This is a genomic window from Pseudomonas pharyngis (assembly GCF_021602345.1).
Lineage (GTDB): Bacteria > Pseudomonadota > Gammaproteobacteria > Pseudomonadales > Pseudomonadaceae > Aquipseudomonas > Aquipseudomonas pharyngis.
In genome coordinates this window covers 26,044-51,833 of record NZ_BQID01000022.1, presented here as the reverse complement: position 1 = coordinate 51,833, position 25,790 = coordinate 26,044, and the positions used below count along the sequence as shown (strand labels likewise).

General features: G+C 56.9%; 28 protein-coding genes, 5 tRNA genes and 1 riboswitch. Of the genes, 16 read left to right on the top strand and 17 right to left on the bottom strand.

What is annotated here, in order from left to right:
- The first annotated feature begins 304 nt into the window (after window positions 1–304).
- The 11 genes from L6D74_RS27885 (at window position 305) to L6D74_RS27835 (ending at window position 7,754) form a co-directional block, all read left to right on the top strand.
- Window positions 305–1,678, top strand: coding sequence for a PIN-like domain-containing protein (locus L6D74_RS27885; protein WP_236191317.1), 1,374 nt, complete (start codon window positions 305–307; stop codon window positions 1,676–1,678).
- 646 nt (window positions 1,679–2,324) lie between these two features.
- Window positions 2,325–2,501: a hypothetical protein gene (locus tag L6D74_RS27880; RefSeq protein WP_164486614.1), complete on the top strand. Its 177-nt coding sequence runs from the start codon at window positions 2,325–2,327 to the stop codon at window positions 2,499–2,501.
- The gene (locus L6D74_RS27875; RefSeq protein WP_236191316.1) at window positions 2,498–2,914 is read left to right on the top strand and encodes a DUF5681 domain-containing protein; all 417 of its coding nucleotides are present in this window, start codon (window positions 2,498–2,500) and stop codon (window positions 2,912–2,914) included. The genes L6D74_RS27880 and L6D74_RS27875 overlap by 4 nt, the downstream gene beginning before the upstream one ends.
- Entirely contained in the window at window positions 2,911–3,342 is a 432-nt protein-coding gene (locus L6D74_RS27870) for a hypothetical protein (protein WP_150731030.1), read from the top strand. Before L6D74_RS27875 ends, L6D74_RS27870 begins: the two co-directional genes overlap by 4 nt.
- Complete coding sequence (locus tag L6D74_RS27865) at window positions 3,329–3,547, top strand: hypothetical protein (protein ID WP_236191315.1); 219 nt, start codon at window positions 3,329–3,331, stop codon at window positions 3,545–3,547. Before L6D74_RS27870 ends, L6D74_RS27865 begins: the two co-directional genes overlap by 14 nt.
- Window positions 3,544–4,377: a hypothetical protein gene (locus L6D74_RS27860; protein WP_236191313.1), complete on the top strand. Its 834-nt coding sequence runs from the start codon at window positions 3,544–3,546 to the stop codon at window positions 4,375–4,377. The genes L6D74_RS27865 and L6D74_RS27860 overlap by 4 nt, the downstream gene beginning before the upstream one ends.
- 52 nt (window positions 4,378–4,429) lie before the next feature.
- A complete protein-coding gene (locus L6D74_RS27855) occupies window positions 4,430–4,792 on the top strand; it encodes a hypothetical protein (protein ID WP_236191310.1) in 363 nt (120 codons plus the stop codon).
- A gap of 3 nt (window positions 4,793–4,795) precedes the next feature.
- Complete coding sequence (locus tag L6D74_RS27850) at window positions 4,796–5,380, top strand: tail assembly protein (RefSeq protein ID WP_236191308.1); 585 nt, start codon at window positions 4,796–4,798, stop codon at window positions 5,378–5,380.
- A 161-nt stretch (window positions 5,381–5,541) separates the two neighbouring features.
- On the top strand, window positions 5,542–6,069 hold the full coding sequence (locus L6D74_RS27845; RefSeq protein ID WP_175553444.1) for a hypothetical protein: 528 nt from the start codon (window positions 5,542–5,544) through the stop codon (window positions 6,067–6,069).
- Window position 6,070: 1 nt separating this feature from the next.
- Window positions 6,071–6,967, top strand: a complete 897-nt coding sequence (locus L6D74_RS27840; RefSeq protein WP_175553443.1) for a hypothetical protein — start codon at window positions 6,071–6,073, stop codon at window positions 6,965–6,967.
- A gap of 172 nt (window positions 6,968–7,139) precedes the next feature.
- Complete coding sequence (locus tag L6D74_RS27835) at window positions 7,140–7,754, top strand: recombinase family protein (RefSeq protein ID WP_236191306.1); 615 nt, start codon at window positions 7,140–7,142, stop codon at window positions 7,752–7,754.
- A gap of 3 nt (window positions 7,755–7,757) precedes the next feature.
- Here the strand turns inward: L6D74_RS27835 and L6D74_RS27830 are convergent, their stop codons facing one another.
- Complete coding sequence (locus L6D74_RS27830) at window positions 7,758–8,681, bottom strand: STM4504/CBY_0614 family protein (protein ID WP_236191305.1); 924 nt, start codon at window positions 8,679–8,681, stop codon at window positions 7,758–7,760.
- A 121-nt stretch (window positions 8,682–8,802) separates the two neighbouring features.
- Window positions 8,803–8,879: transfer RNA gene (locus L6D74_RS27825), tRNA-Arg, on the bottom strand.
- Between the two features lie 284 nt (window positions 8,880–9,163).
- Between L6D74_RS27825 and L6D74_RS27820 the strand changes: the two genes are divergently transcribed.
- Both L6D74_RS27820 and L6D74_RS27815 read left to right on the top strand, forming a co-directional pair.
- Window positions 9,164–9,391, top strand: a complete 228-nt coding sequence (locus L6D74_RS27820) for a hypothetical protein (RefSeq protein ID WP_064598789.1) — start codon at window positions 9,164–9,166, stop codon at window positions 9,389–9,391.
- A gap of 20 nt (window positions 9,392–9,411) precedes the next feature.
- On the top strand, window positions 9,412–9,591 hold the full coding sequence (locus tag L6D74_RS27815) for a PA3371 family protein (RefSeq protein WP_007960291.1): 180 nt from the start codon (window positions 9,412–9,414) through the stop codon (window positions 9,589–9,591).
- On the opposite strand, the gene phnN is transcribed toward L6D74_RS27815, so the two are convergent.
- Window positions 9,566–10,135: a phosphonate metabolism protein/1,5-bisphosphokinase (PRPP-forming) PhnN gene (phnN, locus tag L6D74_RS27810; protein ID WP_236191297.1), complete on the bottom strand. Its 570-nt coding sequence runs from the start codon at window positions 10,133–10,135 to the stop codon at window positions 9,566–9,568. The two genes, L6D74_RS27815 and phnN, sit on opposite strands and share 26 nt — an antisense overlap.
- A gap of 389 nt (window positions 10,136–10,524) precedes the next feature.
- Here phnN and L6D74_RS27805 point away from each other — a divergent pair, with 389 nt between their 5' ends.
- Window positions 10,525–10,851, top strand: coding sequence for an Arc family DNA-binding protein (locus tag L6D74_RS27805; protein ID WP_003178899.1), 327 nt, complete (start codon window positions 10,525–10,527; stop codon window positions 10,849–10,851).
- A 116-nt stretch (window positions 10,852–10,967) separates the two neighbouring features.
- Here the strand turns inward: L6D74_RS27805 and mgtE are convergent, their stop codons facing one another.
- Window positions 10,968–12,410 (bottom strand): magnesium transporter, encoded by a 1,443-nt coding sequence (mgtE, locus tag L6D74_RS27800; protein ID WP_007960287.1) that lies wholly within the window; start codon window positions 12,408–12,410, stop codon window positions 10,968–10,970.
- A gap of 320 nt (window positions 12,411–12,730) precedes the next feature.
- On the opposite strand from mgtE, the gene L6D74_RS27795 reads away from it, so the two are divergent.
- On the top strand, window positions 12,731–13,249 hold the full coding sequence (locus tag L6D74_RS27795) for a cell envelope protein SmpA (RefSeq protein ID WP_236191295.1): 519 nt from the start codon (window positions 12,731–12,733) through the stop codon (window positions 13,247–13,249).
- A gap of 19 nt (window positions 13,250–13,268) precedes the next feature.
- On the opposite strand, the gene L6D74_RS27790 is transcribed toward L6D74_RS27795, so the two are convergent.
- The 8 genes from L6D74_RS27790 to ltaE form a co-directional block, all read right to left on the bottom strand.
- A tRNA-Arg gene (locus L6D74_RS27790) sits at window positions 13,269–13,345 on the bottom strand.
- Between the two features lie 72 nt (window positions 13,346–13,417).
- Window positions 13,418–13,494: transfer RNA gene (locus tag L6D74_RS27785), tRNA-Arg, on the bottom strand.
- Window positions 13,495–13,566: 72 nt separating this feature from the next.
- Window positions 13,567–13,643, bottom strand: a tRNA-Arg gene (locus tag L6D74_RS27780).
- 107 nt (window positions 13,644–13,750) lie between these two features.
- Window positions 13,751–13,841: transfer RNA gene (locus tag L6D74_RS27775), tRNA-Ser, on the bottom strand.
- A gap of 62 nt (window positions 13,842–13,903) precedes the next feature.
- The gene (gene csrA, locus L6D74_RS27770) at window positions 13,904–14,092 is read right to left on the bottom strand and encodes a carbon storage regulator CsrA (protein ID WP_002554426.1); all 189 of its coding nucleotides are present in this window, start codon (window positions 14,090–14,092) and stop codon (window positions 13,904–13,906) included.
- 187 nt (window positions 14,093–14,279) lie between these two features.
- Window positions 14,280–15,521 carry an aspartate kinase gene (locus L6D74_RS27765; protein WP_007951048.1) on the bottom strand — a complete coding sequence of 414 codons (1,242 nt, stop codon included), beginning with the start codon at window positions 15,519–15,521 and terminating at the stop codon, window positions 14,280–14,282.
- Window positions 15,522–15,611: 90 nt separating this feature from the next.
- Complete coding sequence (alaS, locus tag L6D74_RS27760) at window positions 15,612–18,236, bottom strand: alanine--tRNA ligase (protein WP_236191294.1); 2,625 nt, start codon at window positions 18,234–18,236, stop codon at window positions 15,612–15,614.
- Between the two features lie 146 nt (window positions 18,237–18,382).
- On the bottom strand, window positions 18,383–19,387 hold the full coding sequence (gene ltaE, locus L6D74_RS27755) for a low-specificity L-threonine aldolase (protein ID WP_236191292.1): 1,005 nt from the start codon (window positions 19,385–19,387) through the stop codon (window positions 18,383–18,385).
- A gap of 197 nt (window positions 19,388–19,584) precedes the next feature.
- Window positions 19,585–19,756, top strand: a riboswitch (FMN riboswitch).
- Window positions 19,757–19,858: 102 nt separating this feature from the next.
- Between ltaE and L6D74_RS27750 the strand changes: the two genes are divergently transcribed.
- Entirely contained in the window at window positions 19,859–20,368 is a 510-nt protein-coding gene (locus tag L6D74_RS27750) for a 6,7-dimethyl-8-ribityllumazine synthase (protein ID WP_039772077.1), read from the top strand.
- A gap of 45 nt (window positions 20,369–20,413) precedes the next feature.
- Here the strand turns inward: L6D74_RS27750 and astE are convergent, their stop codons facing one another.
- The 5 genes from astE to astA form a co-directional block, all read right to left on the bottom strand.
- Window positions 20,414–21,424 (bottom strand): succinylglutamate desuccinylase, encoded by a 1,011-nt coding sequence (gene astE / locus L6D74_RS27745; RefSeq protein ID WP_236191290.1) that lies wholly within the window; start codon window positions 21,422–21,424, stop codon window positions 20,414–20,416.
- Window positions 21,425–21,436: 12 nt separating this feature from the next.
- Entirely contained in the window at window positions 21,437–21,727 is a 291-nt protein-coding gene (locus L6D74_RS27740; RefSeq protein WP_064598799.1) for a hypothetical protein, read from the bottom strand.
- Window positions 21,728–21,790: 63 nt separating this feature from the next.
- Entirely contained in the window at window positions 21,791–23,137 is a 1,347-nt protein-coding gene (astB, locus tag L6D74_RS27735) for an N-succinylarginine dihydrolase (protein WP_064598800.1), read from the bottom strand.
- Between the two features lie 137 nt (window positions 23,138–23,274).
- Complete coding sequence (astD, locus tag L6D74_RS27730; protein ID WP_236191343.1) at window positions 23,275–24,744, bottom strand: succinylglutamate-semialdehyde dehydrogenase; 1,470 nt, start codon at window positions 24,742–24,744, stop codon at window positions 23,275–23,277.
- Window positions 24,741–25,766: an arginine N-succinyltransferase gene (gene astA / locus L6D74_RS27725; RefSeq protein WP_064598805.1), complete on the bottom strand. Its 1,026-nt coding sequence runs from the start codon at window positions 25,764–25,766 to the stop codon at window positions 24,741–24,743. Before astA ends, astD begins: the two co-directional genes overlap by 4 nt.
- Window positions 25,767–25,790 lie beyond the last annotated feature (24 nt).

The window sequence follows — 25,790 nt, the reverse complement described above, 5'->3', positions numbered from 1 at the left end:
TAGGAAGGATGAAATTATCAACATGCCGATCGCGCTTGGCCCTGCCGTAGAGGAGCTTTTCAATTGGGTGGAACAACGCGGCTCGGCCGACGTAGCTGAGAATGCGCGCGGGGCAATTTCCTCACTGGACGAGAACCTAGACTTCATCAGGAGCGAAATGTCAGAGCTTACTGTTTCTGGCTGATCGTCGAACCGAAAAGGAATCATTGCAGCGGAGGCTTTAGACAATCGTAAGAAAAGCCTGCAAGATGATGCCATTTCAATGGCCACCCACTTGCCTGGGTGTCAAGCGCCTGGAGGGCACATGAAGGGACTCTTTCCTCAATACGATCACTCGAGCAAAGTCGACCATGCTGAGGCATGGAAAACCGCGACCTTCGTTTTCGATACGAATGTTCTACTCAATCTTTATCGCTACCAAGAAAGTACTAGGGAAGAGTTATTAAACGTAATATCAAAATTAGAAAATCGAATTTGGATCCCTCACCACGTCGCACTCGAATTCCAAAGAAACAGACTATCCGTAATTGCAGGACAAGGTAAGCGCTTTTCCGAAATACGAAGAGTAATAGAAACATCAAAACTAAATCTTTCAAGAGACATTGAAAAGCTCAGATTAAAGAAAAGGCATGCCCTTATAAACCCTGAGCCGTTGGTGAGCGGTTTCGAAAAGCTCGCAGATGATTTCCTTCGCGAACTTGAAACATTGCAAGAGGCCCAGCAAACCCTTACAGCACCAGACCCTTTAAAAGAGCGCATTGAAGATCTTTTTGAGGGAAAGGTTGGCCCCGCCTTTTCTGATCAAGAAGAGGTAAATAGCGCCAGTAAGATAGCGGAGGAAAGGTACAAAAACAAAACACCTCCGGGGTACAAGGACGAAGCAAAGGAAAAAGAAGAAATTGACGAATTTATTTACAACGGGATTACATACAAGAAGAAATTCGGCGACTATTTTGTATGGAACCAACTATTAACCCACACTGCAAACAGCGAATTAAAAAACATAATATTTATTACCGATGACAGTAAAGAGGATTGGTGGCTGCAGATCGACATGGAAGGCCCTAAGACAATTGGCCCTAGAGTAGAATTGGTCGACGAAGCATTCAGAGTAGGCAAGTTAAATACTTTTCTAATGTACAAACCTGAAGGTTTTTTAAAACAATCGCAGGTTTATCTAAAAACCAACATATCTGAACAAACACTAAACGAAGTTAGGGAGATATCATCTGCCAACAAAAATTCGTTTAGCCTTCTTGATCCGGCGCACCCAAGATCCAGCCTCTATAACGAAGTCGCAAAATGGATTCTTGATACTCACCCAATGCTGGAGGAATCGTTCCAAGGCTATATAGATTTCATAGCTAATAACGGTAGCGAAAACCATGCATACGATGTAAGATTCCTTGAAAAATTACACTCAACTGTCATATCAAAAATCTGCCAACATGCAATTAACACCAGTGAATCTTCAAACTTCACAACAACCACAATCTTCCTAATTCCGAGCCAAGACATAGCAACTAGCGATATAATAAAATCCTTTCAAAAATTTGAAATATCAAGAGTGCCGGAGCACGTTTATCTAGCTATAGGATATTTTGATGAGAGCGCCAACCCAAAGTTAAAGTTATCAACTTTATCTCGACTGAAAGACCTAGTAAGTTATCAATTTTAATAAGACAACATAACCTGACAGCAGGCTGGAGCAGGACCATTTAATTGTGATTCTGGCTCACCTTTGAGCCTTCCGGACCAAAGTGAGACTCCCCCACTTTGCCTTGGCGACGAGCCGCCGAGGATTTCTCTGGTTTTCGAAATTCCCACCGTTCAGGGGTATTTCCCCATTGGGGGATCACGCCTATTGAGGGAAGGTTTCCACCGACGGAGTAAACCTTTCCCTCGCGAGCTCAGAGGCCTGTTATCAGTACGCGACACGTTTTCATAATTCGCAAAACGTGTCGCGACACCTGCCCTCCCGAAATGGAATGCCAGGTTCGGCCCCCAGTGGGGGTTGGGTCGCTCAACTTCCCCCAGTGGGGGGTGTTCCTCAAATTGAGGAAGTCCCGCAACTCTCCGGTAATTTCCCAACCTGCACCGCAGGACGAATGACTGGGCTGAAATCTCAGCCGTGTATCACTTTGCCTACCTACGACTTATTGCAACAAAAATCCCCCCTTCTTATCAGGCAAAACCAACTATTTCAGTCCCGTTTAATCCGGTTGCGTGTAGCACCTTAGGTGCACTCAAAAAACACTGGATATAAGACCAGATCATGCCTAATGTGGGTTTGAAGCCAATTCAAATCCACTTGAGGCCATCCCATGAACACAGCCAAGACCGCTCGAGGTCGACAACATAAACCGACTCGCTCAGAGGTGGCCGCGGCGTGGGGCCGCCTGCGCGACGCTGCCAGCGAAGGAAGCATCCAAGCATCCGCCCTCCTCATCGCACTTGCGGAAAACAAACCGGTCATTGCCATGGAATCGCCCGCCGCATGACTGAACGCGACAGAAGCGGGAAATGGAAGCCCGGGCAGTCAGGCAACCCAGGTGGACGCTCCGGGCAAACACAGGAGATTCGCGCTCGACTTGCCGAGGGTGCTGACGCAGTTACCAAGAAGGTGCTCGCTGCTGCCAAGAAGGGCGATATGCAGGCCTGCCGATTGATCCTCGAGCGCCTTGTCCCGCCAATCAAACCGACCTCTGAGCCGGTGCAATTCGAACTCGACGACACGGACCTGCCGAGCGCAGCCAAATCAATCATGCGTGCTGTTGCCGGCGGACAACTCGCGCCCGACCAGGGCAAGTCGCTCATCGAAGGCTTGGGCGCCGTCGCCCGGGTGATCGAGGTCGCTGAGCTTCAAAAAGCCGTCGAAGAACTCCGCACGCAAATGGAGGGGATGCAGCAATGAGCATCAAGTCATTGAAAGCAGAACTGCAAAGGATCGCCCAGAAGATCGGCGCCGCAGATGAAACTGTACTGCTGATTGTGCTCGCGGTGATCCGAGCAAATACCAGAGAGACCCAAGCGGAAGAAGACTTTCCGAAAACCGCTGGGCACCAGGTCGACTATCGAATTCAGGGACAAAACGTATCGCTTTTCTTCCCCTTCGCAGAAATGGATAGCGACCAGGGTGAGCAAATGGCGAAGGCCATCATTCTCCACACCCGGCAGACAGAACGGGCCGGCCGGACACCCCAAGTCGGCGTACTCAATATGCGCGCTGCGCCCGAGGAAGGGGCGTGGATCGTTACGTGGCCTCCTGAAGGGATCACGGTTGAGCAGCACGCCGCAGAGCAATACCAGCGGATCGTGGAGGCACGCAATGAACATCCGTAACCAAATCGCCCGCCTGAAGCAGACCGCCGGCGACTCGCAATTTAGCAGCGACGTTCGGCAGATCAGTCAGCTGATGGACGAGTTGAGCGCCGAAGCCGTCGGCGGTGCCGCCACCGGGGAAGCCTCTCTTCTCGAAATTTTCAACGTCTCTTCGTCCTCCGACCGCCCTACCCCTATCCCAAACAATCCAAAGGTAACGCAATGAAAATCGGCAAACGTTCAGTTCTCAAGGTCGGCTTGGCCAACCTCCACTACTCCGAATACGAGCACTCCCGCATTGAGTCTCACACCTTCTCTATCCAGCGTCCGGACGGGACCAAAGGCGTATGGCAAGCCGGTGGTTTGATGAAGTCCGCTCGCCAGCTTCAGACACTGGCGCTGGAGACCTTCAAAGACTTCGGCGAAGAAATCGTCTCAATCCGGGAAAACAAAGATTTCAACTCGTCCGCGATCGAGCGCTTGAGCAAAGAGAAAATCGCAGGCGTGACAGACGCCCTACTTCCTGCAATGCAGTCGGTCGCGAAGGATATGCTCACCCTGGCCGAAACCGTCACCCAAGGCTTCTCTCCTGTCACTCCGCGCGCGAGTAGCGATATCGCAGGCTTTCTCGCAGACCAAGAACTGAGAGCCCTTGTGCGAGGCCTCAGTCCGGAAGAACGCCGCAACCTCATGTCAGAAGCGCGCCAGGGTGGCCACCCCGATATCGTCGAAGCAGTGCTAAGAGCAAATCCGATGCTCTCTGGCCTCAACTCTGAAGCAGCAGCGAGCCTTTCCCGGGCGGGCATCGCCGCCTCTCGCGCAGATGACATTGACGCGCTCCGTCAAATGCTGGCCGTCTACGACGATGTGCTCGCCACCACTTCGCAGGTCGGCGTGTCACTTAGCGGCATGATTGCCAACTCCGCAGGCTATGCCGGCCGATTCGAAAAATGGCGATCCGGTTGTGAGGGCTCCGAAGCTTTGCGCGCCTGGCTGGACAAGATCCCGGCCCGAGGAAAACCAAAAGCAGCAGCAGAAGAATCCGAAGCCGCGTAAGCCGTCCGGCGTGCGGTCGTCACAGTGCGGCCGCCAACTAGGAGCAACGACCTTGACCACCTACCAACAGCGCTTCGCCGAGGCGTGCAAGACAACTTGCTTTGCGTCCTACCCACTCAAACAAGGTCCTGACTCCGGCTACGTGGTGTGGGATGTCCAGCACGTCCGCGACGGCCAGAAGGTGACGATTGACGGGCCATTCTTCACCGAAGATGAAGCCAGGGTGTCGGCCGATCTTCTGCGCGGCACCTTCCGCGGTGCCAGGGCCTACCAGGGGATCTATGACCGGATCTGGAACTACGACCCGCGTCACGAACAGGTGACTGTCGACCAGGCGCAAATGTCGCGCTCGCTACTCGCCATCCGATTGGGTGTTTCGGTACCCCACAACAGCGCCCGGGGCGCCAAGGAGTAAATCATGGCTATGGCCACCAACCACGGCACCAAAACCCGAATCCTGCTGAGCGGATCGGCCGGCAAGCTGTTCGGGCGTGAACACATTTACGAACTCTCCACCGGCGACACGCGGGAAGCTGTGAAAGCGATCGACGTCAATCACCCTGGGTTCGCGAAGTATCTCGCTGATGCAAAACGGAAAGGTCTCGAATTCGCAGTGTTCCGGAACCGCAAGAACATCGGCGAGCGCGAGCTGAAGATGGGTGGCGCCCAGGAAATCCGAATCGTCCCGGTAATCGCTGGGAGCAAGCGGGCAGGTCTGTTTCAAACTGTACTTGGCGTGGTTCTGATAGCCATGAGTTCAGTAACGAACGGCGCGACCTTAGCACCAGGGATTGCACTTGCCGCCGGCGGAGTCATCCAGATGCTGAGCCCTCAAGCTACTGGCCTGAAGCAAAGTAGCTCCCCTGAGAACGCTCCGTCCTATGCATTCGGCAGCGCAAAGAACACTACGGCGAGCGGCAACCCGGTGCCGATCTGCATCGGCGAACGCCGGTGGGGTGGGATGATTATCTCGGCCTCGATCTATGCTGAAGACAAAACATAGGAGTTCAGCATTTGACTTCTCTCAAATGAAACCTACCGTCAACCTACGGAATACGGACGAACGGCAACAAACACTGTACATAAAACCAGTGACAAGGATCTATCATTACGACTTAGCGCATTTTCAAATGCACGGAAATCCCACAGCTCAAGGATCGCTGAATGCTAGGTTTTTTGATGAAATTTGCACTTGTCGCGACCACCATTGCGCCGATTGGATTGACGCTGGCTTTCTTAGTTTACAAAGTACAACAAGATTGCCTGAAAGCACTACTAATCGCCGCAGTCTCGCTGGTTCTTTGCGGTATATGTTTAGAGATCATAGTTGCTAGCTCAAAACGGCTTAATCGAACCACAATAACAGTGAGTTCTACCAAGCCAGCAGACAAAGAAATCTCAGGATATTTCGTCGCATACATGCTCCCGATTCTTGGCGGTGGATCTTACTTCGTAGACGCCGCCACATTTTCTTTTTTTGCAGCGACATTTTTTGTTTTCATCTGGGTTTCAAAAGCCTCCTATGCAAACCCCATACTCGCGCTATGCGGTTACAAATTTTTTGAAATTCAATTGAGCAACGGCGCCAATCTCTTATTGATCACGAGATCAAAAATACACGTCCCCTCCGAAGTAACTCACGTGCGATATGTAACCTCTCATACAGTTCTTGATGCGAGCAAGGAGCAATGAAATGGATTTATTCGTACTACTTCAAACCACGCCACGAATTTTGCGCGTTATAACAACCGCGCCTTTGCAAGACGATTTAGAAATCGAGGTTCGCCGCCAAATCAACTTCTTCACGACAGACAAGGAAGAAATTGATTTTGACGCACGTTACAGACCACTCGATGACGAGTTACTCATCATTCGAAACTTCGATGACATTGACGGGGTCTTGTCTGCCGTACGCAGCCCCCAAGATATAGGCATTTGGGAGCCAACAGAGGAAGGGCTGTCAACGGTAAAGGCGCTTTTCGCGGGCGTGACCATAGATGGAAAAACGACTGTTATGTTACAGGCGTTCGATAAACGACAAGCTATTACCGCAGGTAGATTTTCTTTATTTTACGATCAGAATACATTTCGTCGTTTGACCGGCGTGGGCATGACACTAGACAACAAACCTACAGCTGTTCTAAGTCAGAATAGCGCTGCCACCGACCCAGCCGAGTTGCGTTTTGTTAGCCTCCACAACGTACGAAGGCTTTTTGACATGGATGCTTACTACCACGAAAGCACCCAGGAAGAGGTTAATAATTTCTTTAACGCGGAAAAATTTCACGGATTCAATGAGGAATGGCTTAATGCCAATCTAGACAATTGGATTCGCAAAAAAGTAACCTTTATAAATCAAGAGGGAATTCTTGAGCGCTGCACCCCTAGCGACATTAGAACCGCTGCAGCGGGCTTCGGAATAACTGTAGATATAGAAGAGTTTGGGGAACAGCACAAACTTACATTTCCTGAAGACAAGCGTAGGCTAAAGGAACTCCTCCGTTTCTTAGACGAAGATATCTACCAATCTCCAATTTCTGGAAATAGATTCAAAACAAATTCAAAAACAAAAATTCAGGTTGGAGTTTAAGGTTTGAGCTGTGAAGGGGCGGTTGTCACCGCCTTTTCCGCTGGTCCGTCCTTTTGAGTATGCCTGAGCTGATACGCGCAGATTCGGGTTTATTTGTCCTTCCCGCTTGATAAGTGACACTCATAGTGCAACAGTATTAGTAGAACACCTTAACTGATACGGACAGCACATCATGTTCATCCGAGCGTACCTCCGAGCATCAACTGAAGAGCAGGACGCAGGCCGCGCCCGGGCATCGCTCGAGCAATTCGCCACCGACCACAATAAGGTGATCGCGAGCGTGTACCTGGAGAACGCCAGCGGCGCGTCGGCAGATCGGCCTGAGTTGCTGCGCCTGCTCAAAGATGCTCGGAAGGGTGACGTCCTGCTTGTGGAGTCGATAGACCGCCTCTCACGCCTTCCTGTGGAGGATTGGCAAAAGCTCAAGGCAGCGATCGACTCTAAGGGCTTGCGCATTGTCGCGCTCGACCTGCCAACCAGCCATCAAGGAATGCAAGACACCAAGGGCGACGAGTTCACCGGCCGGATGCTCGGCGCGATCAATTCGATGCTTGTGGAGATGATGGCGGCGATCGCGCGCAAGGATTACGAGCAGCGTCGAGAACGCCAGGCGCAGGGCATAGAGAAAGCGAAAGCTGCCGGGAAGTATCAGGGCCGCCCAGTAGACGAAGAGTTGCACAAACGAGTCAAGGAGCTGCTGGGCGCCGGCCTGGGCGTTCGCGCAACGGCTCGGCACGCCAGTTGCTCGACTACTACCGTACTGCGAATCAGAGACGCCGGGCGTTGATGTTTACAGATGCTGTTCAGCAGTTGCTAAAAACACCAGGCAAGCTCCTGTCATGTGAAGCATATAAGCCACGAGATAATCCGGAACAACGGTTGGTTCAGCTCCTTGCCCGTGCCCTGCGAGATTATTCCGCCCAGTTGGCACCGCTGCCTCAAGCAAGCTTTTGAGCGATGTAAATTGAGTCTGCCAAAAAGCCGGGATCAATCCGTTATCCATGCAGACCTTGATCAACGAACTGGCCGTTTCCTTACCAGTGACAGTCCACTTGCGCTTTGCACAAATCGCCTTCATCAAGCTTTCGAAAGACTTCAAGCATTCATTCAGAGCTTCCTTAGAATTCCCGTGCCGGTAATGCTCGTGCGCTTTCAAGAATTCCTCTTGAGGTCCAGCGTAAGATTTGCTTTCCAAAAGACGAAACGCTGGTTTAATCACCTCGGCGTGTAACAGCTGCGAGTCAACTCGTAAAATCTCACCATTCACGAACTGATAACCAACTGCATGCTCCTTGAACCGCTGATTCAGCTCGGAGATAGCCTGATCTGCGATCTCATTCGCCCGATGTCGCCCCATGTAAGAGTAGTCACGGCTCGCTGTATCAACTGCGCGGAAGCACAGCTCGACGATATCTAACGCCTGCTCAAGATCGTCGGTCTGTAACAGCAAATCCGCGACTTCTTCGAAGAATTTCCGTTGCCTGCCTGCTTTTGCCGTGGGCAGAGAAAACATCCCGTATTCCCTGCAAAGGGTGTCGGAAATAAACTTCCAGCAATCTACCTGAGCCCACTCACCAGGCCGGCCCAGAGCGTCGCACATCACGTGCACGATTTGGACGCGGAGAGGTTCTGGCAGTTGATCATATTGATAAACGTCCGAGGTCTCACCTCGAAGTTTCTTTTGACGCTTTGAGAAAATATCGAACAACGCCATGAGGTGGCTCCTCCATGATGAACGAGCCGGCAAAGTGTCACCGGCATTCTCACTTGCACCCATGCTGCACCCATGGCACAGAAAGGAAAAACAACGAAACTGCTGGAAACCTTGAAGAAGATGGTGTCCCAGGGCAGGTTCGAACTGCCAACCTTCCCCTTAGGAGGGGGATGCTCTATCCAATTGAGCTACTGGGACACAAATCTGTCGGTGCGACAGACGGCGTGCATGTTAACGGCCGGGCCCTGTTTTGTCATGTCGTCCGCAGGGCTTTTTAAGTGTAGGCAGGCGCCTTGCAAGGGTGCCCGACGTTTTACCGTGCAATTTGCATCGCCGCAAAAAGCCACCATTGCAAAATGCAATGCTCCACCTCCGAAAAACCCTGTTAAATGCTTGTTTTTAAAGGACTTAACAGCGGTTAGACTATTGGCACGACGGCTGCTTTACCGGTTCTTATACAAGAACAATCGGAGACTCGTCTCATGAACAGCGCCCTCGTGTTCGCAAATGCAATCGCATTGGCCGTTCTGGTCGGCTTTCACTTCGCCCCCGCGGATAACGAAAAAGTGGCCGGACGCATGCCGCACTACCTGCAAGTGCAGAAGGCGCCGCAATGGGCGGTGTTGAGCGATAAGAGCTTTGCCCCGCAAGCAGTCAGCGAGTCTGAACAGGCGTTGCCGACGCATTCGACTGAACGTCTGGTTTTTTGAAATATCTTCAGGAGTACAGCATGTCCAAGTCAGCTGCAGGATTTCTGATCCTCGCCTTATTGAGTGGCCTCGGGCATTTTTCGCTGTTCGAGGAAACCGAAATATCCCTGCCCCTGATCGGTTGCGGCGTCTTTTCGGCGCTGTTCGTATTGGCACTGGTGGCCGGACGCAAGATCAAGTTTGATCCGGTATTGCGCTGAACCTGACCAGCTCCAGCAGATGATTGACGGCAACGGCCAGGTCGCCCGAGTTGTCGATCAGGTGTACAGGGCTGTCGGTTGAACGCCTGTCCTTGAACAGCGTGTTGCGGGACAGCCTCGCATCGATCTGTTCCAGCGTCTCCCGCCCACGCCGAAGCAGGCGCTCACGCAAGACGTCGTCTCGCACCGTCAGCAACACCGGCACCAGCGTCGGATAGCGTTCCAGCGCTTGCCTGAGGTTCGCCCGAGAACCGTTCACCAGGACGTGTTTACCGGCTTTCAACCATTGGTCCATTTCCACCGGTATCCCGTAGGCGAGACCATTGGCCTCCCACGCCAGCGAAAAATCGCCAGCGCGCTGAAGTCGTTCGAACTCCTGCGGCGTTACGCCGATCGCATCCTCACCCACGGATTCGGCCGAACGGGTGATGACCCGGCGCATGACTTCACAATTCAACGCCCGCAAAGGTTCGCGCGCAGCCTCAATCAGGCTGTCCTTGCCGGAGCCGGAAGGTCCCATGAGATAAATCAAATTGCCATCCATCCTGAAAACGCCCTCCGGCGGGCAGTTGCCCCTAGTAAATCGGCCATTTGCCACTATCCTGTACAAGGTAAGGAACAACGATTCAACCCGCATAGCATGCACGTTCTGAGGCCTTCGGACATCAGCCGACGTGCTTCAGGAGGCGGTCAGCGATACGGGCCGATGCATTCTTTTCAAACCAGTCCGCATTTCTGATAATTGGTGCTGGCATTACGCCTTTACCCGGATCAATATTTGTCACAGAATTGACGCCAATGATCTGGCAATTTTGAGGCATGATGCGCGCCTCTTAACAATTCAGGTTGAACCATTTGGCGCGGATGCTTGTCCTACCACACATCCTGCGGCCAATCCCGAGAACCGCTCCCCTGAACTAACCGGTTAAATATATGCGCCCATTGAAACAGGCAATTTATTCCAGCCGTACGGCTGACAAGTTCGTCGTACGTCTGCCAGACGGAATGCGTGAACGCATTGCCGAGGTGGCTCGCAATCATCACCGCAGCATGAACTCCGAGATCATTGCGCGCCTTGAGCAGAGTCTTATTCAGGAAGGTGCACTGGGCGAAGAACTGAGCATGCGCCTGGACAGCCCTGAGCTGTCGTTGCACGAACGCGAGCTGCTGCAACGCTTCCGCCAACTCTCCCATCGCCAGCAGAACGCGCTGGTGTCTCTGATCGCCCACGACGCCGAAATGGCCGCAGACGCATCCTGAGCCAAACCGAACATCTCAAGCCAGCATGAATGCTGGCTTTTTTTTGCCTGCAATTTGAGTTTTCCAAGGACGAAAAAAAGCCCGCAAATCGGCGGGCTGTTTTTTTATGCAGTCGGTCAGAGCAAAAAGATCGTCGCCAACCCCAGGAAGATGAAGAAGCCACCACTGTCGGTCATGGCCGTGATCATTACGCTGGCGCCCATCGCCGGATCGCGACCCATCTTCGCCAGGGTCATAGGGATCAACACCCCCATTAACGCTGCCAGCAGCAGGTTCAATGTCATGGCAGCCGTCATGACCACGCCCAGCGACCAGCTGCCATAGAGCAAGTAAGCGACCACACCGATCACCCCGCCCCAGACCAGGCCGTTGATCAACGCCACGGCGAGCTCCTTGCGCATCAGGCGCGAGGTATTGCCGGTGCTGACCTGATCGAGGGCCATGGCGCGAACGATCATGGTGATCGTCTGGTTGCCGGAGTTACCGCCGATGCCCGCCACGATCGGCATCAGCGCCGCCAGGGCCACCAGCTTCTCGATCGAACCTTCGAACAGGCCGATCACCCGCGAGGCGACGAACGCCGTGATCAGGTTGATCGCCAGCCACGCCCAACGGTTGCGCAGGGACTTCCAGACGGAGGCGAAGATGTCTTCCTCTTCACGCAGACCCGCCATGTTGAGGACTTCGCTTTCGCTCTCCTCACGAATCAGGTCGACCATTTCGTCGATGGTCAGACGGCCGATCAGCTTGCCGTTCTTGTCGACCACCGGGGCCGAGATCAAGTCGTAACGTTCGAACGCCTGAGCGGCGTCGTAGGCGTCTTCATCCGGGTGAAAACTCACCGGGTCACTGGCCATAACTTCGGAAACCTGCTTCTCCGGGTCATTGACCAGCAAACGCTTGATTGGCAGCACGCCCTTGAGCACGCCGTCGTAGTCGACCACGAACAGTTTGTCGGTATGGCCCGGCAGCTCTTTGAGGCGGCGCAGGTAACGCAGAACCACTTCAAGACTGACATCCTCACGGATGGTCACCATCTCGAAGTCCATCAGCGCACCGACCTGCTCCTCGTCGTAGGAGAGAGCAGAACGCACACGTTCGCGTTGCTGCTGGTCCAGAGTCTCCATCAGCTCATGGACGACGTCTCGCGGCAGCTCGGAGGCCAGGTCAGCAAGTTCGTCGGCATCCATGTCCTTGGCCGCAGCCAGGAGCTCGTGATCGTCCATGTCGGCGATCAGCGTTTCACGGACGGAATCGGATACTTCGAGAAGAATGTCGCCGTCGCGATCGGCCTTGACCAGTTGCCAGAGCGTCAGACGATCGTCCAGCGGCAGAGCTTCAAGAATGTAGGCGACGTCGGCGGAGTGCAGATCATCGAGCTTGCGTTGCAACTCGACGAGGTTTTGCCGGTGGACCAGGTTCTCGACCCGGTCATGATGCGGGCCTTCCTGGCGATGAGTCAGGTCTTCGACGACCCGTTGGCGCTGCAGCAGCTCGACGACCTGAGCCAGGCGATCCTGCAGGCTTTCCTGTGTTTTCTTTACTTCGATTTCGGACATAGGCGAACTCCACTCCCAGCAGCGGGGCACGCCGGAAGGATCAATCAGTCAATTCATGATTGGTGAAACGGGTTACTGAATAACTACTGGGTAAGTCCATGGAGGTTTTCCATAAGCCCCGGCGGGGCTGACGGGCGCAATGATACACCGCCTGACGGTTTTAAACGTTAAAAAATCGTGGCTGAAACAAGCGCTTGCGAGACAAAGCTGAGCGCTGTCCTGATCCTTCACAGTGCGACGACTCATCCTGAAAAGAAAACACACCTGCGGTGAAAAAACTGCCGGCTACGCTTGAGGAAGATCGTCATGGAGGACACCGAATGCCATCGAAAACATCCCGATTCATGCTGACCACCCTGCTCTGCCTGCCCGCCATCGGGAGCGCAACGACACTTCATCGTTGCGAAGCCTCTGATGGTAGCGTCACGTTCACAACGCTGAGCTGTGCGAACGACGAGCACCTTTCGTTGCAGGAAGTTCGCCCCTACTCGCCAGGCTCGACAGTCAACCTGATACCCGAAGCCCGGCACGAAGAAATATCCGGTATGAATATCAGAAAACGAGAAATGGCCGTCGTTGGGCGCACCCAGGACAAATGCGGAGATCTGATCGATGCACGACAGAAGCGCGAGGCGATCATCAATCAACGAATCATCGCCGGCATGAGCCAACAGGATGTTGAAAGCGCTTTGGGCAAACCCGACAAGGTGAGCATCCGCAATTCGGCAACGAGTTATCGTTACGACCTCAAGCGAGGGCGCAGTGCTCAAATCGATTTTGATGAGAAAGGATGCGTGACAGGAAAAGCCAAATCCAGGACAGCAAAAAGCCCGCGTTAAACGCGGGCTTTTCGGTATATGGTGCACTCGACAGGATTCGAACCTGTGACCGCTCGGTTCGTAGCCGAGTACTCTATCCAGCTGAGCTACGAGTGCAATTTGTGTTTTTAGACCAGACCACAACTGGCTGTAACCAAGTCATCCGCATCGCTGCAACTGACTCTTAAATGGTGCACTCGACAGGATTCGAACCTGTGACCGCTCGGTTCGTAGCCGAGTACTCTATCCAGCTGAGCTACGAGTGCATTTTGTGTTTTTAGACCAGATCACAACTGGTTGAAGCCGAGTCATTTACATCGCTGCAATTAACTCTTAAATGGTGCACTCGACAGGATTCGAACCTGTGACCGCTCGGTTCGTAGCCGAGTACTCTATCCAGCTGAGCTACGAGTGCATTTGTTGCGCCGCATTATAGCCCGTCTAATCTCTATTCCAACCACTTTTTCTAATAAATTCAAGAACTTACAGAAAAAGCCAGATTACAACGTACTAAGCAAATAATGGCGGAGAACGGGGGATTCGAACCCCCGACACCCTTTTGAGGTGTACTCCCTTAGCAGGGGAGCGCCTTCGGCCACTCGGCCAGCTCTCCGCAACACGGGGCGTATATTAACCACCTTCTTCCCCGTTTGCAAACATAAAAATCGATAAAAATTAATGGCTTGGTTCTTCGTCCTTCTCTTTCTTTATACGCAGATAGATTTCTTCACGGTGCACGGCCACCTCTTTCGGGGCGTTGACGCCGATACGCACTTGATTTCCTTTAACGCCGAGCACGGTCACGGTGATTTCGCCATCACCGATAATCAGGCTTTCTGCGCACCGACGAGTCAGAATCAGCATACCTTTCTCCTCACGCGAATCATTTCAGGGACAACAGTCTGCAAAAAAAAGGCACCCGACCTACAACCGGAGCGATCGTAGCCCTACATGCCTGAGTATTGACCAGCGCGAGCAAAAGAACAGTTCGGGGACTCGCGCCATTCAAAAAATAAAGGGCGCGGTCAGACCGCGCCCTTCAGACAACGCATCACTCGCCCTGACGGGCCGGAGCGTCGAGCTCGAAAGCCGTGTGCAGGGCGCGCACGGCCAGTTCCAGGTACTTCTCTTCGATCACCACGGAAACCTTGATTTCCGAGGTCGAGATCATCTGGATGTTGATGCTTTCCTTTGCCAGGGATTCAAACATGCGGCTGGCCACGCCTGCGTGGGAACGCATGCCGACGCCGACGATCGAGACCTTGGCAATCTTGGTGTCGCCAACCACTTCACGGGCACCGATCTCGCGAGCGGTGTTTTCCAGCACGGTTTGCGCGGACTGGTAGTCGTTGCGGTGCACGGTGAAGGTGAAGTCGGTAGTGTTATCGTGCGCGACGTTCTGCACGATCATGTCGACCTCGATGTTCGCGGCACTGATCGGGCCGAGAATCTTGAACGCCACGCCCGGGGTGTCTGGCACGCCACGGATGGTCAGCTTGGCTTCATCGCGATTGAAAGCGATGCCGGAAATGATCGGCTGTTCCATGGTTTCCTCTTCATCAATAGTAATGAGGGTGCCCGGACCCTCCTTGAAGCTGTGCAGTACGCGCAGCGGAACGTTGTACTTGCCGGCGAACTCCACCGCGCGGATCTGCAACACCTTGGAACCGAGGCTGGCCATTTCCAGCATCTCTTCGAAGGTGATCTTGTCCAGACGCTGAGCAACCGATACCACGCGCGGGTCAGTGGTATAGACACCATCGACGTCGGTGTAGATCTGGCACTCATCAGCCTTCAGCGCAGCGGCCAGCGCCACGCCGGTGGTGTCGGAACCGCCACGACCCAGGGTCGTGATGTTGCCGTGCTCGTCGACGCCCTGGAAACCGGCGACCACCACCACGCGACCTGCTTTCAGGTCACCGCGAATCTTCTGGTCATCGATCTGCAAGATACGCGCTTTATTGTGCGCACTGTCCGTCAGGATCCGCACCTGGTTGCCGGTGTACGACACCGCCGGCACACCGCGCTTGATCAGCGCCATGGCCAACAGGGCGATCGTCACCTGCTCACCTGTGGAAACGATCACATCCAGTTCGCGCGGAACCGGTTGATCTTCGCCACTGATTTGCTTGGCCAGATCGATCAGACGGTTGGTTTCGCCGCTCATTGCAGACAGCACAACCACCAGGTCATCGCCGGCATCGCGGAATTTCTTAACCTTGTCGGCGACCTGCTCGATTCTCTCGACAGTGCCGACCGAGGTGCCTCCAAATTTCTGTACGATCAAAGCCATTTCAAAGCCGCCTCTGCCCATGAAGGGCGCCCAATAATCACTCGAACAGCCGCCGGGCCCGCCACTAGACTGCGGGCCCGACGGGCCGTCTTATAAACCCTGCTCGACGAATGGAACGGTCAGCGCCAGTGCGCTATCCAGTGCGCCGGCGTCGACACCGCCGCCCTGCGCCATGTCCGGACGACCACCGCCCTTCCCGCCCACTGCCGCAGCAGCCTGTTTCATCAAATCACCGGCTTTGAGTTGGCCAGTCAGGTCCTTGGTCACGCCTGCGACCAGTACGACCTTTTCCTCATGGACACTGCCGAGCAGGATCACTGCGCGGCCGAGTTTGTTTTTCAGCTGATCGACCAGCGCCAGCAGCGCCTTGCCGTCCTGACCATCCAGACGCACGGCCAGCACTTTCACGCCCTTGACGTCCACAGCCGAGGCCGACAGATCATCGCCCGCAGCGGCGGCAGCCTTGGCCTGCAACTGCTCGAGCTGCTTTTCAAGCGCACGGTTGCGCTCCAGCACCGCCGACAGCTTGTCGATCAGGTTGTCGCGGCTGCCCTTGACCAGGCTGGCCGCTTCCTTGAGTTGTTCTTCAGCAGCGTTCAAGTAAGCCAGCGCCGCAGCGCCAGTGACCGCTTCGATACGACGCACGCCCGATGCCACACCGCCTTCGCTGATGATTTTCAGCAGGCCGATGTCGCCGGTACGGTTGGCGTGGATACCGCCGCACAGTTCGACGGAGAAATCACCGCCCATGCTCAGCACGCGCACGTTGTCGCCATACTTCTCGCCGAACAGCGCCATCGCGCCTTTCTGCTTGGCGGTTTCGATGTCGGTTTCTTCGGTTTCAACGGCGGAGTTCTTGCGGATCTCGGCGTTGACGATGTCTTCCAGCGCCTTGATCTGCTCAGGCTTGATCGCTTCGAAGTGACTGAAGTCGAAACGCAGGCGCTGACTGTCGACCAGCGAGCCCTTCTGTTGAACGTGGTCGCCTAGCACTTTGCGCAGCGCAGCGTGCAGCAAGTGAGTGGCCGAGTGGTTCAGCGAAGTGGCGTGACGCACGTCGGCTTCGACGTGGGTTTCCACCGGTGCGCCAACGATCAGGCTGCCCGACGCCAGTACACCGTGGTGCAGGAACGCGCCGCCGGTCTTGGTGGTGTCGCGCACGTCGAAACGGCTGTCGCCGGCCTGCAGGTAACCGCAATCGCCGACCTGACCGCCGGATTCGGCGTAGAAAGGGGTCTGGTTCAGAACCACAACGCCTTCCTGCCCTTCACTCAAGACGTCCACGGACTGGCCATCTTTATAGAGAGCAACGACTTTCGCCGAACCGCTGGTGGCGTGATAACCGGTGAATTCGGTGTCGACGTCTACCTTGACCAGGCTGTTGTAGTCCAGACCGAACGAGCTGGCGGAACGTGCACGGACGCGCTGGGCTTCCATTTCACGCTCGAAACCGGCTTCGTCGATGGTCAGGCTGCGCTCGCGGGCGATGTCCGCGGTCAGGTCCATCGGGAAACCGTAGGTGTCGTAGAGCTTGAACACCACGTCGCCCGGCACCACGTCGCCTTTGAGCTCGGCCAGATCCTGCTCGAGGATTTTCAGGCCCTGCTCCAGGGTCTTGGCGAACTGCTCTTCTTCGGCCTTCAGTACACGCTCGATATGCGCCTGCTGGGATTTCAGCTCCGGGAACGCTTCGCCCATCTCGGCCACGAGTGCGGCAACGATCTGGTAGAAGAAGCTGCCCTTGGCGCCCAGCTTGTTGCCGTGACGGCAGGCGCGACGGATGATCCGGCGCAGCACGTAACCGCGACCTTCGTTGGACGGCAGCACCCCGTCGGCAATCAGGAAGCCACAGGAACGGATGTGGTCCGCCACGACTTTCAGCGACGCCTGGTTGTCGTTGCTGCAGCCGATGGCCTTGGCCGATGCGGCCAGCAGGCTCTGGAACAGGTCGATTTCATAGTTCGAGTGAACGTGCTGCAGCACGGCACTGATCCGCTCAAGACCCATGCCGGTGTCCACCGACGGCGCTGGCAGCGGGTGCAACACGCCATCGGCGGTGCGGTTGAACTGCATGAACACGTTGTTCCAGATTTCGATGTAACGGTCGCCGTCTTCTTCCGGCGAGCCCGGTGGGCCGCCCCAGATGTCGGCGCCGTGATCGTAGAAAATCTCGGTGCAAGGACCGCACGGGCCGGTATCGCCCATGGTCCAGAAGTTGTCGGACGCGTAAGGCGCGCCTTTGTTGTCGCCGATGCGCACCATGCGCTCGGCCGGCACACCGACTTCCTTGGTCCAGATGTCGTAGGCCTCGTCATCGCTGGCGTAGACGGTGACCCACAGTTTTTCCTTCGGCAGGTTCAGCCACTTCTCGGAGGTCAGGAAGTTCCAGGCGTAAGTGATGGCATCACGCTTGAAGTAGTCGCCGAAGCTGAAATTACCCAGCATTTCGAAGAAGGTGTGGTGACGGGCGGTGTAACCGACGTTTTCCAGGTCGTTGTGCTTGCCGCCGGCGCGCACGCATTTCTGGCTGGAGACGGCGCGGGTATACGCGCGCTTTTCCTGGCCCAGGAAGCAGTCCTTGAACTGGTTCATCCCCGCGTTGGTGAACAGCAGGGTGGGGTCGTTGCCCGGAATCAAAGAGCTGGAGGCTACACGGGTGTGGCCTTGCTCTTCGAAGAAGCGAAGGAAGGCTTCACGGATTTCTGCGCTTTTCATTAGGTTCTTCCACGGAGGCTGCGGCCAAAGGCCTGTACGAAACGTCAACAGACGAAACGACGGCAAAGGGCCGCATTATATCGGCCCTGCGCGCGGGGTACAGCGTGTTTATACGATAGAAACGGTCAATTGGGCCGCTAACGCTGTCACTTGCGCGAAAACTCGACGAATGTCGCGATCACTTGCTCGATTTGCGAGCGATTGACGTCCATGTGCGTGACCATCCGCAGCCGGGCGGCAGCGCTCAACTTGATCCCGCGCTCGGCGGCAAATGCCTTGATCGCCTCGGCACGGTCGCCCATCTGCACGTAAACCATGTTGGTCTGCACCGGCTCGACACTGAAACCGGCCTCGCGCAAGCCTTCAGCCAGCAACTGTGCGTTGGCATGGTCATCGGCCAGACGCTCCACGTTGTGATCCAGCGCATACAGCCCCGCCGCCGCCAGCAGTCCGGCCTGACGCATGCCGCCACCGACCATTTTGCGCAGGCGCCGGGCCTTTGCAATCAACGCCGACGAACCGCACAACACCGAACCGACCGGCGCGCCGAGACCTTTGGACAGGCACACCGAGACCGAATCGAAATACTGGGTGATTTCCCGTGCATCGACTCCGAGCTTGACCGCCGCGTTATACAGCCGCGCGCCGTCCAGATGCAGCTGAAGGCCATTGTCTTGAGTGAACTGACGGGCCCGGGCCAGATAGTCCAGCGGCAGCACTTTGCCCTGCATGGTGTTTTCCAGCGCCAGCAGGCGGGTGCGGGCGAAGTGGAAATCATCAGGCTTGATCGCCGCTGCCACCTGATCCAGGTCCAGCGAACCATCGGCCTGCACTTCCAGCGGCTGTGGCTGGATCGAGCCGAGCACCGCTGCGCCGCCACCCTCGTACTTATAGGTGTGCGCCTGCTGGCCGACGATGTACTCGTCACCGCGCTCGCAGTGCGCCATCAAGCCCAGCAAATTGCTCATGGTGCCGGTCGGGACAAACAGCGCCGCAGCAAAACCCAGCCGTTTTGCCAATTCGGCTTCCAGACGATTGACCGTCGGATCTTCGCCATACACGTCATCGCCGGTGTCGGCGCGGATCATCGCGTCGAGCATGGCGGGGGTCGGTTGAGTGACGGTGTCGCTGCGAAGATCGATAACGCTCATGAACCTGGCCTCAAGTCAGCAGGGAAAATCCCTTTTCGAAGACGAATTACTGCGGGCATGGCGCGGATTAATCAACCCTTGCGCAAGGAAAAGTCGTTTTCACGCTTCGAATAATCCGATGGCAATCATCACAAAGGCGCAATGCACGGCCTGGCAATCTGTGTTAAAAACGCTGCGCCGCCCGATAAAGGGCGGCGAAACGTTCTCAGGGCGGGGTGCAATTCCCCACCGGCGGTAATTGCGCGCAATGCGCATAGCCCGCGAGCGCTTGGTGACGAGCACGGCAAAAGCCGTGAGCGGCGGCAAGGTCAGCAGACCCGGTGTGATTCCGGGGCCGACGGTCACAGTCCGGATGAAGAGAGAACGGGATTGACGCCAAAGGGCCGTCCGCCGTGTATGCGCGAGCGTGCGTCCCCTTGAATCCCTTTCGATTCATAACGCCCTGTTTTTCACACAAACAGGAGTCAGAACATGCAACCCACCGCTATCGACAGCAAAAGCAAACACCCTCACGGCGAGCGCGTCGCGTTCATCCAGGCCTGCTGGCACAAGGAAATCGTCGACCAGAGCCGTAAAGGCTTCCTCGCCGAAATGATCGCTCAGGGTTATCAGGAATCGGACATCGATTTCTTCGAAGTCGGCGGCGCCTTTGAAATGCCTCTGCACGCCAAGCTGCTGGCCAAGACCGGTCGTTATGCCGGTATCGTCGCGGCGGCGCTGGTGGTGGACGGCGGGATCTACCGTCACGAGTTCGTCGCCCAGTCGGTGGTCAGCGGCCTGATGCAGGTGCAGCTGGAAACCGAAGTACCGGTGTTTTCGGTGTCGCTGACCCCGCACCACTTCCATGCCGGCGAAGAACACCAGAAGTTCTTCTTCGAGCATTTCGTGCACAAGGGTCAGGAAGCGGCGAAGACCTGCGCCGATACGTTGCAGAAAGTGCGTGCGTTGCGCCGCACCGAGCCGCGTGCTGTAGCGGTCTGATGAAATAACGATCTCCCCCGCGCGCTGCGCGGGGGAGATTCAGTTTCAGGCAAGATTTTCGTCAGTGGTCGGCACGATCAGAATGCCCGCTCGCAGGCCGTTCTTGACCTTGGGATTGGGGAAGATAATCCGCGCGCCCTGCTCTTCGATGATCCAGCGGGTATTGGCCAGGTCTTCGGCCAGCACATAACCCACATCCAGTTCCGAAAAGTTTTCGATGTCCGCCGGCAGATTCAGGCGGAACGCATCGCTGTGCTTGATGATTTCCCGGGCCACGCTGAACAGTTGCAGACCGTCCAGGCCCTGCTCGGCCATCTCCGGCTCGGTGCCTTCGATGATCTGCTTCAGACGGGTTTCCAGCAGCGACACATTGACCCCGGCGTTCTGCCCGAATGGCCGCGCCTTGCCCAGTTCCAGCGTGAAGGACTCGGCCCCCAGCTTGTCGTAGGTGTAGGAGCTGAACACGATCGACGGCTTGTTCTGCAACAGCACCGCTTCCATGCCGGCGGCGCGCAGACGGGCCAGTTCAAGACGGGAATGCTGGCGACCTTCCTTCCACGGATACAAAGCGAACTGCTCGATCTTCGAACCGCGAATCGCCGTGTGCAGGTCGTAGTGCAGGCGCTGACGGCCAGGAAGGCTGAAGAAACTCGCCGCCAGCCGTTCCAGTTCGCAGGCACGCAGGGCTTCGGAACCGCTGCTTTGTTCGTGACGGCCATTGAACAGCCGATTGACGTCCTGCTCGACGAAACGCTCGCCCTTGCGAATCGCTTCCGGGTTGCCGAACAGAAACAGAATACGTGCACGCGGCTTCAGGTCGCCGCGAGCGATGTCATGCAGCAGCCGGTCGAGCAATTCGATCGGTGCCGTTTCATTACCGTGGATGCCTGCCGACAGCAGCAGGTCCAAGCCGTTATCGCGCGCTTCGGGTGGCCGGACTTCCAGCGCACCCTCGCTCAACCAGCGCATGCGCACGCCTTCGACAGTCAGTTGAGTCTTCTCCGCCGGTTCGCGGCCGGCGAGGGTCAGTTCAAGCAGTTTGCCGAGGGCGAGCATAGAGCGGTTTCCTTAGTGGTCGTGGTTGCAATCCGGGCCGTGCACGTGGCCGTCGTCGTCGCCGAGGTCAGCCGGTTCCATCTCCAGTTGCAGACTTACCAGATTAGTCGCCAATGGGCGCAACAGCAGGTTGGCGTACTCTTCGTCGCCCTCTTCGACGTCCACGCCGATCAGCAGTTGGCCACGGCCGTCCTGCTGGATCCACAGCTCTTTGCCTTGCCACATGACCGCGACGCGGGTGCAGGAAGTTTCCAGTTGCTTGCCGTCGGTGTCTTCAAGGATCAGCCGCAGGGAATCGCTCATGTCTTTTTTACGCTCTGTTGGGGGAGAAAAGCCGCGCGCCGCGTTCAGGCGGCGCGCCGGCCATCAATTGATCTGGAATGGATAAACCGCGCCCAGTTTAAGGATTTGCGTCAGTTCATCCAGTGCCGTCCGGCATTCAAGTAGCAACTGCGGATCCGCCAGATCGCTTTCGGTCAGGCGGTCGCGGTAGTGCTTTTCAACCCATGCGGTCAACGAACCGTACAACGGGGCGGTCATGATAACCCCTGGGTTGACGGCCGCCAGCTCGGTTTCGTTGAGCGCGACGCGCAGTCGCAGGCACGCCGGGCCACCGCCGTTCTGCATGCTTTGCTTGAGGTCGAAGACTTTCACTTCACGGATCAGGCCGCCGGAGCTGGTCAGGCCTTGAAGGTAATTCCACACGCGCTCGTTGCCACGGCATTCTTCCGGCACGATCAGCAGCATCGAACCATCAGGGCGCGACAGCAGCTGGCTGTTGAACAGGTAGGAACGCACGGCGTCGTCCACGGTGACCGCCGAACGCGGCACACAGACCGACTGGAACTTGCCGCCGACCTTGGCCAGTTTGGCTTGCAGTTCGGCCAGCATCTGATCGGTGTCGAGGAACGCGTCCTCGTGATAGAACAGCACCTCGCCGTTGCCCACCGCGATCACGTCGTTGTGGAACACGCCCTGGTCGATAACGGCCGGATTCTGCTGCGCGTAGACCACGCCGTCATCACGCAGGCCGTGCAGACGGGCAACCGCCTGCGACGCTTCGAGGGTCTGGCGCGCCGGGTATTTCTGCGGTGCCGGGTAGCGAGTGTCGAACGCACTGCGACCGAACACGAAGAACTCGACGCCGGCCTCGCCGTACTCACGGCAGAAACGGGTGTGGTTCGCTGCGCCTTCGTCGCCGAACTGCGCCACCGCCGGCAATGCGGCGTGGTGAGCGAAGTGTTGCTGGTTGGCGAACATTGCGCCCAGCACGCGACTGGTGGTCGGGTGTTCGATGCTGCGGTGGTATTTGCAGTTCAGGTTGGCGGCGGTGAAATGCACGCGACCGTCAGCAGTGTCGGCACTCGGGCTGACCGTGGCGGCGTTGGCCACCCACATGCTCGACGCCGAGCAACTGGCGACCAGCAGCGGCATCGCTTCTTTGGCGGCGCGCTCGATCACTTGAGCGTCGGTGCCGCTGAAACCCAGACGGCGCAAGGCAGCCACGTCCGGACGTTCCTGCGGTGCGAGAACGCCCTGCTGAAAGCCCATTTCCATCAGCGCTTTCATTTTCGCCAGACCTTGCAGCGCCGCTTCCTTGGGGTTCGAGGATTGCTGGCTGTTGCTCTGGGACGCAACGTTGCCGTAGGACAGACCACCGTAGTTATGGGTCGGCCCCACTAGACCGTCAAAATTGACTTCATAGGATTTCATCAGCGAGGCTCCACGAGAATCTGTTGTTATAGGCTTCAGTAACTATTCTTTGAGACCGCGGCGCGGCCATCGCTGGCGAGCCAGTTCCCACAGGGATCTCATTGCCCTTGTGGGAGCTGGCTTGCCAGCGATTAGCATCACGCCATCTTCACGCCAGGCGTCAGGGCCGCCGGCAACACCAGGCTCGGGGTTTCCAGCGAGGCCACCGGGTACGCGCAGTAATCCGCCGCGTAGTAGGCGCTGGCGCGATGGTTGCCCGAAGCGCCGACACCGCCGAACGGTGCGCTGCTCGCAGCCCCCGTCAGTTGCTTGTTCCAGTTGACGATCCCGGCACGGCTTTCCAGCCAGAACTGCTGATAGCGCTCTTCGGAATCCGACAGCAAGCCAGCGGCCAGGCCAAAGGCGGTGTTGTTGGCTTCGGCAATCGCGGCTTCGAAATCGGTGTAGCGAATCACTTGCAGCAGCGGACCGAACAGTTCTTCGTCGGAACGATCGGCAACCGCCGTCACATCAACGATGCCCGGAGTCAGCAGCGCCGACTGCGCCTGCGGTTGAGTCATCGCCAGCAGCGACACTGCGCCATTGGCCAGCAGATGCGCCTGGGCATCCATCAACGCTTGCGCCGCGCCAAGGGAAACCACCGAGCCCATGAATGGCGCTGGCTGCTGGTCGAACGCGCCGACTTCGATGGTCGAGCTGACGTCCACCAGGCGCTTGAGCAGGCTGTCGCCCCATGCGCCTTGCGGCACCAGCAGACGCCGGGCGCAAGTGCAACGCTGACCGGCGGAAATGAACGCCGACTGAATGATCGTGTACACCGCTGCGTCGAGGTCGGCGACCTGATCGACCACCAGCGGGTTGTTGCCGCCCATTTCCAGCGCAAGGATCTTGTCCGGACGACCGGCGAATTGCTGATGCAGGTGATTGCCGGTACGGCTGGAACCGGTGAAGAACAGACCGTCGATGCCCGGGTTCGCCGCCAGTGCGATACCGGTTTCGCGGGCGCCTTGCAGCAGGTTCAGCACGCCGGCCGGCAGACCGGCTTCGATCCAGCACTTGACCGTCAGCTCGGCGACTTTCGGGGTCAGCTCGCTTGGCTTGAACAGCACGCTGTTACCGGCCAACAGCGCCGGCACGATGTGGCCATTCGGCAAATGGCCAGGGAAGTTGTAAGGGCCGAACACCGCGACTACGCCGTGCGGCTTGTGGCGCAACACGGCGGTGGCGTCGCCCAACGGGCCGCTCTTCTCGCCGGTACGTTCGCGGTAGCTCTGCACCGAGATCGCGATCTTGTTGACCATGCTGGTGACTTCGGTCGCGGCTTCCCACAGCGGTTTGCCGGTTTCCTCACCGATGGTGCGGGCCAGCTCATCAGCGTGGTTTTTCAGCGCGGCGGCGAACGCTTCGAGCACGCTGATGCGATCTTCCAGGGTACGACGGGCCCAGCTTGGGAATGCCTGACGCGCAGCCTGCACGGCCGACTCGACCTGAGCGGCGGTGGCGCCCTCCCCCGACCACAGCACTTGCTGGGTCACCGGGTTCAGCGATTGAAAGGCCTCGCCCTGACCGGCCAGCCACTCACCTGCGATGTATAGCGAATTCATTATTTCGACTCCCGGGCAGCGGACAACGCCACGGCGCGCACCTGATCGCCAGCGTTGAGTTGAAGACGTTTGGCGGTCAGCGGATCGACCACCAGGGTGCCGGCGGCCAGACGGGCCGGCGCAGCCGTGATGCGGCAATCTTCGCGTTTGCGGTTATGGATGATGAACGGCGTGGCGTCGTCGCCCGGCGTGCCGATGGCCAGCACCAGCGCCTCGCTGTCACGCACCGCGCGGATCTTGCTGGTCTCGCACTCGATGGCCGGGCCGGCGTCGAAGATGTCGACGTAACCCTGATAGCTGAAGCCTTCGCTCTTGAGCATCGCCAGCGCAGGCTCAGTGTCCGGGTGCACCTGGCCGATGACGTTGCGCGCGTCCGGCGACAGGAAGCAGGTGTACAGCGGGAATTTCGGCATCAGTTCGGCGATGAACGCCTTGTTGCCGACGCCGGTCAGGTAATCGGCCTGACTGAATTCCATCTTGAAGAAGTGCCGGCCCAGGCTTTCCCAGAACGGCGAACGGCCGGCGTCATCCGACACGCCGCGCATCTCGGCGATTATCTTGTTGCCGAACAGCTGCGGGAATTCGGCGATGAACAGCATCCGCGCCTTGGACAACATGCGGCCGTTGAGGCCGGTGCGGTAATCGGCGTGCAGGAACAGAGAGCACAGCTCGGAGTTGCCGGTCAGGTCGTTGGCCAGGAACAGCGTCGGGATCTCGCGATAGATGTTCAGCTCCTGCGAGGCGCTGACGGTCAGGCCGACGCGGAAGTTGTACCAAGGCTCACGCAGACCGACAGCGCCGGCGATGGCGGAAATCCCCACCACGCGACCGTTGTCGTCTTCGAGCACGAACAGGTAGTCCGCGTCGCCACGGCCGGCTTCACCGCGAAAGGTCTTCTCGGCCCAGCCGACCCGGTGGGTCAGGCGCTCTTCGTTGGCCGGCAAGGTGGTCAGGCCGGTGCCGGTGCTGCGGGCCAGGTCGATCAGAGCGGACAAATCGCTGCTGCGTACGGGACGAACAATCATGCTATCTCCTCAAACGGGCCGCCG